Annotated in this window: 11 protein-coding genes; 6 read left to right on the top strand and 5 right to left on the bottom strand. The window is 65.5% G+C overall.

Annotated features, from left to right (window positions below; translation table 11 throughout):
• Positions 1-42: 42 nt before the first annotated feature.
• From I6N89_RS07610 to I6N89_RS07585, 6 genes are all read left to right on the top strand, one after another.
• On the top strand, positions 43-2,175 hold the full coding sequence (locus I6N89_RS07610; RefSeq protein WP_207017653.1) for a 3-hydroxyacyl-CoA dehydrogenase NAD-binding domain-containing protein: 2,133 nt from the start codon (positions 43-45) through the stop codon (positions 2,173-2,175).
• Complete coding sequence (locus tag I6N89_RS07605; RefSeq protein WP_207017652.1) at positions 2,172-3,359, top strand: acetyl-CoA C-acyltransferase; 1,188 nt, start codon at positions 2,172-2,174, stop codon at positions 3,357-3,359. Before I6N89_RS07610 ends, I6N89_RS07605 begins: the two co-directional genes overlap by 4 nt.
• 40 nt (positions 3,360-3,399) lie before the next feature.
• A complete protein-coding gene (locus I6N89_RS07600; RefSeq protein ID WP_207017651.1) occupies positions 3,400-4,197 on the top strand; it encodes an enoyl-CoA hydratase-related protein in 798 nt (265 codons plus the stop codon).
• 28 nt (positions 4,198-4,225) lie between these two features.
• Positions 4,226-5,989, top strand: a complete 1,764-nt coding sequence (locus I6N89_RS07595) for an acyl-CoA dehydrogenase (protein WP_207017650.1) — start codon at positions 4,226-4,228, stop codon at positions 5,987-5,989.
• Between the two features lie 55 nt (positions 5,990-6,044).
• Entirely contained in the window at positions 6,045-6,821 is a 777-nt protein-coding gene (locus I6N89_RS07590) for an SDR family NAD(P)-dependent oxidoreductase (protein ID WP_207017649.1), read from the top strand.
• A gap of 144 nt (positions 6,822-6,965) precedes the next feature.
• Positions 6,966-8,240 (top strand): acyl-CoA dehydrogenase family protein, encoded by a 1,275-nt coding sequence (locus I6N89_RS07585; protein ID WP_207017648.1) that lies wholly within the window; start codon positions 6,966-6,968, stop codon positions 8,238-8,240.
• A 15-nt stretch (positions 8,241-8,255) separates the two neighbouring features.
• Here the strand turns inward: I6N89_RS07585 and I6N89_RS07580 are convergent, their stop codons facing one another.
• The 5 genes from I6N89_RS07580 to I6N89_RS07560 all read right to left on the bottom strand — a co-directional run bounded on the left by I6N89_RS07580 (position 8,256) and on the right by I6N89_RS07560 (position 13,254).
• Positions 8,256-9,032: an SDR family NAD(P)-dependent oxidoreductase gene (locus tag I6N89_RS07580; protein ID WP_207017647.1), complete on the bottom strand. Its 777-nt coding sequence runs from the start codon at positions 9,030-9,032 to the stop codon at positions 8,256-8,258.
• A 35-nt stretch (positions 9,033-9,067) separates the two neighbouring features.
• Complete coding sequence (locus I6N89_RS07575; RefSeq protein WP_207017646.1) at positions 9,068-9,727, bottom strand: GntR family transcriptional regulator; 660 nt, start codon at positions 9,725-9,727, stop codon at positions 9,068-9,070.
• Between the two features lie 32 nt (positions 9,728-9,759).
• Positions 9,760-10,800 (bottom strand): phosphotransferase family protein, encoded by a 1,041-nt coding sequence (locus I6N89_RS07570; protein WP_207017645.1) that lies wholly within the window; start codon positions 10,798-10,800, stop codon positions 9,760-9,762.
• Positions 10,801-10,876: 76 nt separating this feature from the next.
• Positions 10,877-12,511 (bottom strand): class I adenylate-forming enzyme family protein, encoded by a 1,635-nt coding sequence (locus I6N89_RS07565; RefSeq protein ID WP_207017644.1) that lies wholly within the window; start codon positions 12,509-12,511, stop codon positions 10,877-10,879.
• Positions 12,508-13,254, bottom strand: coding sequence for a GntR family transcriptional regulator (locus tag I6N89_RS07560; RefSeq protein ID WP_207017643.1), 747 nt, complete (start codon positions 13,252-13,254; stop codon positions 12,508-12,510). The genes I6N89_RS07565 and I6N89_RS07560 overlap by 4 nt, the downstream gene beginning before the upstream one ends.
• Between the last annotated feature and the right edge of the window lie 17 nt (positions 13,255-13,271).

Genomic DNA, 13,271 nt, shown 5'->3' with positions numbered 1-13,271 from the left:
ATGCGGGAACGCGATATCCAGCCGGAGAAGAGGGAGGATCTTATGAGCGAGCCAGTGTTTCTTACCGTCGATCAGGGCGTCGCCGTTCTCACCATCGACAACCCCCCGGTCAATGCATTGTCGCGCGCGGTCATCGACGGTCTGATTGCGCAGCTCGAGGTCTTCGCGGCGAATGATGCGCTTGCCGGTCTGGTGATCAACGGACGCGGGCGGACCTTCGTCGCCGGTGGCGAGATCGCGGATTTCGAGCGGCCGGATTTCTCTTCGCAAAAGCTCAATGCCTTCCTGATACGGCTCGAAGCGCAGGAGCGGCCGGTGGTCGCGGCGCTGCACGGCACGACCCTGGGCGGCGGCGTCGAGCTGGCTCTGGCCTGCCATCACCGCATTGCCGCGCAAGGCACCAAGTTCGGCCTTCCCGAAATCAAGCTCGGCCTGATCCCCGGCTCGCACGGCACTCAGCGGCTGCCGCGCTTGGTCGGCCTGAGTGCGGCGACGGATATGATCATGACGGGCAAGACCATCGGCACGGACGAGGCACTGACACTCGGTCTGATCGACGGGATCGTCGACGCGGATCGCCTCACAGCAGCCGCCATCGCCCAGGTGCATGCGCTTGCCGGCAAGGCGCCGCGCCGCTGTTCGGCGCTGCCGCTGCCCGAGGCGGCGCCCGACGCGCTCGCAGCGCTGGAAGCCCGTGCCGGACAGCCCGGACAGCCGGCCTATGACGCCGCGCTTACGGCAATGACTGCCGCGCGCGACCTGCCCTTCGCCGAAGGCATCGAGGTCGAAATGCGCGCCTTCGAGGCGCTGGTGCCGACACAGGCGTCGCGGGCGCAGCGCTATCTGTTCTTCGCGGAACGCGCGGCCACCCGCATTCCAGGGCTGGACAAGCAGACCGCGCCGCGCGGGATCGCAACGGTCGGGGTGCTCGGTATTGGCACGATGGGCGCCGGAATCGCGCTCGCCGCGGCGATGGCGGGCTATCCGGTCACGCTGGTCGAGGCGGATGGCGAGGCGCTCGACCGGGGCATGCAGAAGGTGCAGGACACGCTCGACGCCCTGGTCAGACGCGGGCGGCTTGACGAGACAGCGGCGCGCGCCTGCCGGGAGCGGATGACCGCCGCGGTGGGGCTCGACGCGCTCGGCGCCGTGGATCTGGTGATCGAAGCAGTGTTCGAGGACATGGATCTCAAATGCGGTATCGCCGGATCGCTTGGCAAGGTCTGCAAGCCACGCGCGATCATCGCCACCAACACGTCGACGCTCGATGTCGATGCCATCGCGGCGGCAAGCGGGCGCGCCGGCGATGTGATCGGCACACACTTCTTTTCGCCCGCGCATATCATGAAGCTGCTCGAAATCGTGCGCGGCGCGGAAACGGCGCCCGAGGTGCTGCGGGGCGTAATGGATTTCGCCCGCAGGATCGGCAAGACCGTAGTGGTTAGCGGCGTCTGCTACGGCTTCATCGGCAACCGCATGGCCGAGGTCTATATGCGCGAGAGCGAAGCGATGCAGCTCGAGGGCGCCACCCCGGGCGAGATCGACGGTGTCGCCGAAAACCCGGATGTCTGGGGCATGGCGATGGGGCCCAGCCGCATGCTCGACATGGCGGGGATCGACGTGGGCGCGCGCACGGTGATCGAATGGATCAAATCCGGCGCCGGCCCGCGCGACCCGTCCTATCGCATTCTCTGCCGCGAAATGTTCGCTTCCGGCCTGCACGGACAGAAGACCGGGCAGGGCTATTATCGCTACGAGGGCCGCAAGGCGCTGCCCAACCCCGATGCCCATGAGCTGGCCGAACATCTGGCCGCGCAGTTCGGAATCGAACGGGAGCAGGCGCCTAACGCGGCCGAGATCTTCGAGCGGCTGCTCTTTCCCATGGTCAACGAGGCGGCGCGGATTCTCGAGGAGGGGATCGCCTATCGCGGATCGGACATAGATGTCGTCTGGGCCAATGGCTACGGCTTTCCCCGCTGGCGCGGCGGGCCGCTGTTCATGGCCGACGAGATCGGCCTGAGGACCGTGGTCGACCGTCTCGATCACTATGCGGAGACGTTCGGAAACCCCCGTGGATACTGGGATGTCTCGCCACTGCTGCGCCACCTCGCGGATATCGGCGGGCGCCTGAGCGAGTGGACAGACCAATCCAAGCAACAGAGGGCCCAGGGATGAGAGAAGCCGTGATCGTAAGCACCGCCCGGACCGGCATCGGCAAGGCGTTTCGGGGATCGCTGAACAGCACGAAATCGCCCAGCCTAGCGGGGTTCGTACTGTCGCAGGCGGTGGCGCGCGCCGGGGTCGATCCGGCGGAGATCGAGGATTGCGTGCTCGGCACGGTCCTGTCCGCCGGAACCGCCGGCATGAACCTCGCCCGCAACGCCGTTTTTGCCGCCGGGCTTCCGGTCAGTGTCGCGGCGCAGACGATGGACCGGCAATGCGCCTCGGGCCTGATGGCGGTGGCCACCGCCGCCAAACAGGTGGTGCATGACGGCATGGATGTGGTGCTGGCCGGCGGGCAGGAGAATATCTCGGCGGTGCAGACCCCGTATTTCGACTGGGTGCAGAAAGAGGCCGACCCCAATGTCGTCGCCCGGGTGCCCGCCGCATATATGCCTATGCTGCAAACCGCCGAAACCGTGGCGGACCGCTATGGCATCAGTCGCGAGGCGCAGGACGCATATGCGCTCGAGTCGCAACGCCGCACGGCGCGCGCGCAGGAACTGGGGCTGTTCGATGACGAGATCGTGCCCTTCGCGACGACCATGCTCGTTAAGGACCGCGAGACCGGTGCAGTATCAGAGGTCGAGGTGACCCTGACGCAGGACGAGGGCAACCGCCCGCAGACGACGCTCGACAGTCTGTCCTCGCTGGTGCCGGTGCTGGAGGGCGGCTCTGTCACCGCCGGCAATGCCTCGCAGCTTTCCGACGGTGCCTCGGCCTGCGTGATCATGGACAGCGCGCTTGCGGCAAGGCGCGGGCTGACGCCGCTGGGCACCTATCGGGGCATGGCCGTGGCGGGCTGCGGGCCTGAGGAGATGGGCATCGGGCCGGTCTTTGCCATTCCGAAACTGCTGCGGAACCACGGGCTGACGGTCGACGATATCGGCGTCTGGGAGCTCAATGAGGCCTTTGCCTGTCAGGCGGTCTATTGCCGCGATCATCTCGGCATTGATCCCGAGCGCTACAACCCGAATGGCGGCGGCATCTCCATCGGTCATCCCTATGGCATGACCGGGGCCCGCCTGGTGGGTCACGCGCTGATCGAAGGGCGGCGGCGGCAGGCGAAATATGTCGTCGTAACCATGTGCGTGGGCGGTGGCATGGGAGCTGCGGCCCTGTTCGAAACCGCACTCTGAGCCCGCGCCCGCGCAACGCAATACAGACGGAGGACAAAAGATGCCGGTTTCCGACAGCCCCGGCCCGCTCGTCGCGCTCGCGCCCTCCGAGGCGGACCCGCGTATCGGTGTGATCACTCTGAACCGGCCCGAGCGGCGCAACGCCTTCAACACCGAGATGGCCGATGCTTTTGCCGCAGCGGTTGAGGCGTTCGAGAATGATGACGCCCTGCGCGTCGCCATCCTGCGTGGCAATGGCCCCGTGTTCTGCGCCGGCATGGATCTCGGAGCCTTCAGCGAGGGCGAGCGGCCGGGGCTCGATACCGCCGATGGCTTTGCGCATTTCGTCCGGCGTCCGCGCCGCAAGCCGATGATCGCCGAGGTGCAGGCCGGCGGCGCCTTTGCCGGCGGGTTCGAAATCGTACTCGCCTGCGATCTGGCTGTCGCCGCTACGGGCGCGCGGTTCTCCGTTCCCGAGGTCATGCGCGGGATCGTCGCCGCCGGAGGCGGCGCCGTCCGCCTGCCGCTGCGCATCCCGGCCGCCATCGCCCGCGAAATGCTGTTCACCGGCAATCCGATCACCGCGGAGCGGGCCTTTGATCTGGGCCTCCTGAACGCGGTGGTGGCTCCGGAGGAGGTGTCGGCGACCGCTCTCGGGCTCGCGGCCCAGATCGCGGGCAACGCGCCGCTGGCGGTGTCGGAGACCAAGTCGGTCATCGACGATGCGCTAAGCGCGGGCGAGGCCGTGGCCTGGCACACGAACCGGCGCGCCTGGGACAGGGTGGTCTCGTCGGAGGACGCGCTTGAAGGTGCCACCGCCTTCAAAGAACGCCGCCCGCCTGAGTGGCGCGGCAGGTGAACGGGGTTTTACGGGAGGCGCGGGAGCGATGACGGATGCGATGCGGCGGGAGCTCGACTTTCTTCTCTTCGACTGGCTAAAGGTCGATGAGCTGGCCGACAGCGAGGCCTTTTCCGGGCAGGATCGCGACGACTGGTCGGCATTCCTCGACCTGTCTCAGGCGATTTCCGCAAACGAGTTCCTGCCCTGCTACAAGGCAACGGACCGCGACGAACCTCTGCTGGAGAACGGCACCGTTCGCGTTCAGGAAGATCTTCGCAAGGCACTCGCGGTCTATCTCGAAGCGGGGCTGCATCTGGCATCGGTCGATGTGGATGCCGGCGGCATGGGCCTTCCCCTATCGGTTTCCACGGCGGCGATGTCGGGTCTGATGGCGGCGAATGTGGCCGGCTCGGCCTTTATCATGCTCTCCGCCGCCAATGCGCGGGTCATTCTGGATTTCGGCACGCCCGGGCAGATCGCCGCCTTCGCCCGCCCGCAGCTCGAAGGCCGGGCGCTGGGGACCATGTGTCTTTCGGAGCCGGATGTCGGCTCTTCCCTGGGGGATGTGACCACCCGGGCCGTACCCGAGGGCAAAGACGAGCTTGGCCACCGATACCGGATTTCCGGACGCAAGATGTGGATCTCGGCGGGTGATCACGATGTGACCGAGAACATCGTGCATCTCGTTCTGGGCAAGGCCGTTCAGCCGGGCGGCGGCACCCGCCCCGGACCCAAGGGCACCAGCCTGTTCATCGTGCCGAAGCTATTGCCCGGCGCGCCGGCCGCGCGCAACGATATCTCCGTCGCGGGGCTGAATCACAAGATGGGATACAGGGGCACTCCGAATTGCCTGCTGAATTTCGGCGACGGCGATGGTGCCATCGGCTGGCGCGTCGGCAACGAAGGCGATGGCCTTCGCATCATGTTCCAGATGATGAACGAGGCGCGGATCAATGTCGGCCTGAGCGGCGCGGCCATGGCCCATCGCGGCTGGGAGCTGTCGCGGCAATACGCGGCAGAACGCATTCAGGGCCGGCCGGTGCATGACAAGCAGCGCGAGACGCCGGTCGCGATCCTGCGCCATCCCGATGTGCGGCGCATGCTGTTGCAGCAAAAGGCGATTGCCGAGGGCGCGCTGGCGCTGTGTCTCAGATCCGCCCTGCTCTGCGACCGCATCCGAACGCGGGAGGAGCGCGCGGATACCGCGTTGCTCGACCTGCTGACCCCGGTGGTCAAAAGCTGGCCTTCCGAGCAGGGGCTGGTGTCGCTGCACCAGGCCATCCAGATCCATGGCGGCTATGGCTACACCCGGGATTTCGACGTCGAGCAGCTCTATCGCGACAGCCGTCTGAACCCGATCCACGAGGGCACGACAGGCATCCAGGCAATCGACCTGGTGGGGCGCAAGATCCTGGGCGATGACGGCAAGGCGATGTTCGCCTTTCTCGAAACCGTGCGCCAGACCGCCAGAGCCGCCTCGGCCTTCCCGGATGAGGCCGACACACTGCGCGAACATTGCGCGCTCTTCGAAACGCTGGTCGGAGAGATGCTCTCCTACGCCAACCCGTCGGAGACGCTGGCCAATGCCACGGCCTTTCTGGACGGGTTCGGTCATTTCGTTGTGGCCTGGCTCTGGCTGGATATGGCGGCGGCGGCCGGGCAGGGCGCGAACCCGCAGATCGCCGAGGAAAAACGCTGGGCCTGCCGGTATTTCTACGGCGCAGAAGTGCCGAAGATCGCCGGGATGCTGGCGCCGTTGCGGCACGACAGAACGCTGACCCGCGACGTGCCCGATCATATTTTCGGCTGATACGGGGCACTGAAACAACACATCCAGCCACAGCCCAGGGGGAGGGGCGGAGCATATGGAGCTTGAGGGTATTTGCACCGTCGTGACGGGCGGCGGGAACGGTATCGGCAGGGAATTGGCGCTGGCGCTGGCCGAAGCGGGCGCGCGGCATGTGGCGGTTTGCGATCTCGATGCCGGCTCGGCAGCCGAGGTGGCCGCGCTTTGTGGCGGCAGTGCGCATACTTGCGATGTCTCCGATCCACGGGATCTGGAGGCAACCATTGCAGCGGTCGAGTCCGAACATGGGTCCATAGACCTGTTCTGCTCCAATGCCGGTGTTGCGGCAGGTTTCGATACAAGTTTTGAAAACGCCGCCGGACAGCCGGAAGAGATCTGGCGGAAATCCTGGGAAGTGAACGTTCTTGCGCATGTACGCGCGGCGCGCCTGCTGATCCCCGGCATGCGTGCGCGGCGCGGCGGATATTTTCTCCAGACGGTGTCGGCGGCGGGCCTTCTGAACCAGATCGGCAGCGCGGCCTATGCCACGACCAAACACGCCGCCATCGGGTTCGCCGAAAACCTCGCCTTCACCCATCGCGACGATGGCATCCGTGTCTCGGTGCTCTGCCCGCAGGGCGTGGACACGGCGATGCTGCGCGCGCTGGAGACCGGGCCGCAGTCGAATGACGGGGTGATGTCGGCGGAGGATGTGGCGCGCGTCGCGCTGGAGGGCATCCGCGAGGAGCGTTTCGTCATCCTGCCGCACGATCAGGTGGCGGAGTATATGCGGCGCAAAGCCGAGAATTACGACCGCTGGATCGGCGGTATGGCGAAGCTTCAGCGCAGCTTTTGAACCCGGGCGCGGAACGGCAATGAAATTCGAAAGGCGCGGGTGACGAAAGCGTTCGACTCGCGGGTTTTCGTCGGTATAATTCGTCTGACGATTATGTATGGCAGCGTTCTGGCGCGGTCGATATCATCTATGAAGGAGACCTGGATGATCCCCGAAAAATCCCACCGGACGGTGGAGCTTGAAGAGAAGCTGCTCGATTTCATGGAGGAGCATATCTACCCCAACGAAACGCGCTTTTACCGGGAGTCCGAAGAGATCGGCCCCTGGGGCGTGCAGCCCATCGTCGAGGAGCTGAAACCGCTCGCCCGCGCCGCCGGTCTGTGGAACCTGTTCCTGCCGGCAAGCGATTACGGCGCCGGGCTGAGCAATCTCGAATACGCGCCGCTTTGCGAGATCATGGGCCGGTCGCATCTGGCGCCGGAGGTGTTCAACTGCTCGGCGCCGGACACCGGCAATATGGAGGTCATCGCCCGCTACGGCACGCCCGAGCATCAGGAGAAATGGCTCAAACCGCTGCTCGCCGGCGAAATCCGGTCGTCCTTTGCCATGACCGAGCCCGATGTTGCCTCGTCGGATGCGCGCAATATCCGAAGTTCCATCGTTCGCGAGGGCGACGAATATGTCATCAACGGGCGCAAATGGTACACGACAGGCGCGACCGATCCGCGCTGCAAGATCATGATCTTCATGGGCAAGACCGACCCGGAGGCGGAGACCTATCGGCAGCAGTCGATGATCCTGGTGCCCAAGGACACGCCCGGTGTGAAAGTGCTGCGCTCGCTGCCGGTCTTCGGCTATTACGGCGTGCCCGACCGGGCGGCGGAAGTGATCTTCGAAGATGTCCGCGTGCCCGCGTCGAACATCCTTCTGGGCGAGGGGCGCGGTTTCGAGATCGCGCAGGGCCGGCTTGGGCCGGGGCGCATCCACCACTGCATGCGTCTGATTGGGCTGGCCGAGCGGTCGCTGGCCAAGATGTGCCTGCGCACCGAACAGCGCTTCGCCTTCGGCAAGCCGATCTCGGAGCATTCGGTCACCCGCGAGCGGGTGGCGGAAGCGCGCATCATGATCGAGCAGTCGCGCCTGCTGACGCTGCGCGCGGCCCATATGATGGACACGGTCGGCAACAAGCAGGCCAAGCCCGAGATCGCGATGATCAAGATCGCGGTGCCGAACATGGCGCAAAAGGTCATCGACTGGGCGATTCAGGCCTTTGGCGGCGGCGGCACCAGCAATGATTTCGGCCTCGCGGCCGCCTATGCGACCGCGCGCCTGCTGCGTCTGGCCGACGGGCCCGACGAGGTACATCGCGACCAGCTCGCCAGGCTGGAATTCAAGCGTCAGTCCGGCAGCAACCAGCCGAGCGGCGGGGCACAATGGGGCGATCCTTTGCTGACAAGCATCGCAACGGGAACCGCGTAAGCGGCCCCTGTCCGGTCAGACTCCCTGGATCGTCGTTCCTCCATCCACGACCAGGGTCTGGCCGGTCACGAACGCCCCGGCGGGCGCGGCGAGGAACACCGCCGCGCCCGCAATTTCATTCGGCGCGCCCATGCGCTTGAGCGGCGTGGCGCGCATATAGGTGCCGTAGGTTTCGGGATCGTCCCAAAGCGCCTTTGAGAAATCTGTCTTGATCAGCCCCGGCGCGATGCAGTTCACGCGGATATTGTCCGGGCCAAGTTCGACCGCCAAGTTGCGGGCGAGCTGCATGTCGGCGGCCTTGGAGATGTTGTAGGCACCGATAACGGGCGAGCCCACCAACCCGCCGATGGAAGACACGATGACGATGGCGCCCTCCTTGCGGGCGCGCATCTGCGGCAGCACCATGCCGATGAGCCAGTTATTGGCGATGACGTTGTTGTCGAGGATCTTGCGGAAACGCTCGTCGGGGATCTCGGTCAGGGGGCCGTAATAAGGGTTGGAGGCGGCATTGCAGACCAGAATGTCGACCGGGCCGAGCCTCGCTTCGGTTTGCTTGACCAGCGATTGCAGCGCCGCCTTGTCCGAGATACTCGCCGCCAGCGCGGTGGCGGCATCGCGGCCTGTCTCGGCATTGATCCGGGCCGCGGCCTCCTCACAGGCGGGCTGCTTGCGCGAGGACACCACGACGCGCGCCCCGGCCCGGGCCATTTCCAGCGCAATCGCGTAACCGATCCCGCGCGACGATCCGGTGATGATGGCGGTCTTGCCATCGAGCGAAAACAATGGGGACATGGGGACTCCGTCGGCGGGCGCCGCCGCGCCTGGGGTTATTCGGTGAATTCGGGCAGGGCACAGGAGGCAGTCTTGCGCACATACCGGCGAGCGGCCTGCTCGGCAGCGTCTTCGTCGCCGGAGAGAATGGCGTCGGTGATCTCGCGATAGCCCTGGATCCGGTCATCGCGCGGCACGGCGAGCCGGTTGCGGATCAGATGGACCTGAAGCTTGGGCAGCAGCCGCCAGAGCTCGTCATTGCCGTTGATATCCACGAGAGTGCGGAAATACCGGTTGCGATGGCGGATAAAGGCATGCCGGTCGTCACTCTCGCGCTGTTCGGCGATGGCCTCGAAACTTGCCGTGAGCTTGTCGCGTGCGCCGTCCTCGTCGATATGCGCCGCCGCCTGTCGCGCAGCGAGACCGAGGATGACCTCGGTGATCGAGAACAGGTTCTCGGCTTCGCGGCGGGTCAGCTTGCGGATCTGCGCACCCTTGAACGGCAGCAGCACCACGATCCCGTCGGCGGCGAGCTGTTTCAGACCCTCGCGGACCGAACTTCGGCTCAGCCCGTAGCGGTCCCCCAGATCCGGCTCGGCCAGCCGCTGGCCGGCAACATAATAGCCTTCGTAAATGCCACGGATCACATCGCGCGCGAGAATGTCGGCGGCGGTCGGCTCGCTCTTCCCGCGGGTCTTTTCGGATTTTTCAGACATCGGCACCGCCTCCTGGCTGTTTCGGTGGCCGGTCAGCCGCCACGCTGCTCTGCCAGCTTCCACGCCATCTCGGCAATCGGGATGGCTTTTGCACCGACCGTCGCCGCATCGGCATCGGCGGCACTGCCGTCGGCCGACCGCCTGGCGATGCCCTGAAGAATCGAGGCAATACGGAACATGCTCAGGATCATGTAGAAATCCCAGTCTTCCGGCGGTTTCAAGCCCGTGATCCCGAGGTAGCGGTCGAGATAGGTCCGCTCGCTCGGAATCCCGAGCGCGGCGAGGTCTTCGCCCGCCATGCCGCGGAACAGCTCCGGGGCAAAGCGCCAGCTCAGCATGTGATAGGCGAAATCCGCAATCGGATTGCCTATCGTGGAAAGCTCCCAATCGAGCACGGCGACGATCCGGGGCTCGGTCGGATGTATCAGCACATTGTCGAGCCGGTAGTCGCCATGCACGACGCGGGCGGGATGCTCCGGCGGGACATGCGCCGGCAGCCAGTCGATCAGGCGATCCATCGCCGGGTTCGGACCGGTGCGCGAGGCGTCGAACTGGCGGGTCCAGCGGGCGATCTGGCGCTTGAGATAATCCTCGCTGCGGCCAAAGCCGGTCAGCCCGATGCTGTCCGGATCAAGGCTGTGGATCTGCGCGATGATGTCGTTCATCGAGGCGAAGATTGCGCCGCGCTCTTCGGTGCTGAGCGTCGGCAGGCGCGGATCCCAGAACACGCGGCCTTCGACATAGTCCATGACATAGAAGATGCTGCCGAGAACGGACTCATCCATGCACAGCGCCCTTACCCGCGCCACGGGCACGCCGGCGGTGCGCATCGCCGAGAGCACCCGGAATTCGCGATCCACCGCATGCGCGCTCGGAAGCACCGGGCCAAGCGGTTTGCGCCTCAGGACATAACTGCCCGACGCTGCGTCGATCCGGAATGTCGGATTGGATTGCCCGCCCTCGAATTTCGACAGACTTATCGGGCCGCGAAACCCCTCGACCGTCTCGCCCATCCAGCGTTCCAGCGCAGCAATATCGGGCGACTGGCTCTGGGTTCTGATTGTCTCGGTCACTGTGCGGTTTCCACTTCTCTGTGATGCGAAGCCCCGGCGCGCTTCGGCACGCCGGTCTGTTTGCCGATGCCGCGCGCTAGGCCTGTTCGGCGCGCGCCAGAAGCATGTCGCGCAGCGTATGTTTCTGGATCTTGCCGTTGTTGTTGCGCGGCAGCGGCGTCTCCAGCACCGTGTAGCTCTCGGGCCGTTTGTAATCGGAGAGGCGCTCGGCACAGAAGCTGCGCAGCGCCGCCTCGTCGATGCCATGCGCATCGCGCGGTACGATAAAGACATGAACCCGCTCACCGAGCACCGGATCGGGCGTGCCGACCACGGCGCATTCCGCGACGGAGTCGTGATGACACAGCACATCCTCCACCTCGGCGCTGAACACCTTGAAGCCGCCGCGATTGATCATGTCCTTGCTGCGGTCCATGATCCGCACAAACCCCGCCTCGTCGACAGAGCCGATATCTCCGGAGCGCCAGTAACCCCCGACGAAATCGAAAGCATTGGCCTCGGGCCGGTTGAGATATCCCGGGATCACCATCGGACCGGCGATCAGCAGTTCCCCGGTTTCTCCCGCGGGCACATCGTTGCCCTGCGTATCGACCACACGAATATCGGCGCCGGGCACAACCTTGCCGACGCTGTTTGTGTGAGTGCGCCATTCCGACAGCGGCATCGCCGTGGTGGGCGAGGTGGTCTCCGTCGCGCCATAGGCGTTCACGAGCATGAGGTTGGGCAGTTTCTCGGCGATCCGCTCGATCGTCGCCACCGGCATCGGCGCGCCGCCGAACCCGCCGATCCGCCAACTCGACAGATCGGTGTCGTCAAGCTCCGGCGTCATGGCGATCAGGCTGTAGATGGTCGGCACAAGGATCGAAAAGGTGATCTCTTCGCGACTCGCAATAGCCAGGAAGGCACGACGCTCGAACGACTCGCGCATCAGCGCGACGCCACCGCCGACGCACATCGCCGCGAAGGCGACGCCGACCAGGCCCGTGACATGCGACAACGGCACCGCGATCAGCGCCTTGTCGCGCTCGGTCAGCTCAAAGCAGCGCGCGAAGCTCAGCGAGGAATGGATGATGCCGAGATGGGTCAGCATCGCCCCCTTCGGCCTGCCGGTCGTGCCGGAGGTGTAGAGAATGACGGCAACGTCTTCGTCTGTGCCCACCGCCGGCGCGGTATCGTGCCCGGCGCCCAGCAGTTCGTCGAAGGGACGTGCGGGCGCGGCGGTTTCATCGACGCAGAACCGGTATTGCAGCGCCGGTACGGTGTCGGCGGCGGGCAGCACCTCTGCCAGCTTATTCTCGAAGACGAGGACAGAGGCCCCGCAATCGTTCAGCAGAAAGGCAAGCTCGGCCCGTGCCAGCCGGACCGAAAGCGGCACGGCAACAGCCCCGATGCGGGCGCAGGCATAGACGCAGGCCAGCAGCTGCCAGCGGTTGGTCATGAACAGGGCAACCTTGCCGCCAACTCCGACCCCCTGCGCCTTCAGTCCGGCGGCGAGCGCCGAGACGATCTCGTCCAGCTCGCGATAGCTGAGCCGGAGCCCTTCGGCGATCGCGAGACGGTCCGGAAAGTCGCGGACACAACCGGCCAGCATCTCGGACAGAGTGGCGGGACGGGAGGCGTAGCACAGCATGTCGCGCCCGTCGTAATGCGTCTCGGGCCGCAACGCCCCGCCCGGCCCGTCGGGCCATGTGGTTTCCTGCCGTGCCGTCATACCGAGGTTCCTCCTGCTTGTGCGCCCTGACCGGCGGGCGACTCCAACTCTTCAAGACGCTCGACGATGGCGCTGCCGCCGATCAGAATGTCGCGGGAAATCGCGCTGCGGGCGGCTTCGGCGTCTTTATCGCGAAGCGCTTCGATGACTTGCAGATGCCCGTGGGTCGTGCCGTGAAAGGGGCGGGTGCCACCGTCATAAAGAAAAGACAGGGCCGGGCCGAACTGGATCCAGAGGTTTTCAACGACACCGAACATCACCGGCGAGTCGGCGAAGCGGCAGAGTGCAAAATGGAAATCCTCGTTGTGCATCAGCGCCTGACTGTAATCCTGCGCGCTTTCGGTGGATTCATAGCGTGCATGGATCCGCTCCAGCTCGGCGATATCCTCGTCGCTCACGCGCAGCGCGGCGCGGGCCGCCGCCTCGCCCTCGACCAGCATGCGCAGGTCGCGAATATCGGTGCAGCGCTGCACCGTCAGCTCGGGAACGAACACGGTCCCCCGGTCGTCCATGGCCAGCGCGCGCTCCGACGCGAGCCGCAGCAGCGATTCGCGCACCGGGGTCACGCTGATGCCCAGCTCGTCGGCAACCTGCCGCGCCACCAGCTTCTGCCCGGGCTTCAGAACGCTGCGCTTGAGCGACGTCCTGATCGCGACATAGGCCTGCTGGCTAAGGCTTTCGCGGCTGATCTGAACACCAAAGGTTCCGGAACTGGTATCGGACCCGTTTGAACGCGTGGGCATGCATGCAATCCTTTTAT

It is taken from the genome of Salipiger abyssi (assembly GCF_017311415.1).
Classification (GTDB): domain Bacteria; phylum Pseudomonadota; class Alphaproteobacteria; order Rhodobacterales; family Rhodobacteraceae; genus Salipiger; species Salipiger abyssi_A.
This window is presented reverse-complemented; position numbering and strand designations above follow the sequence as displayed.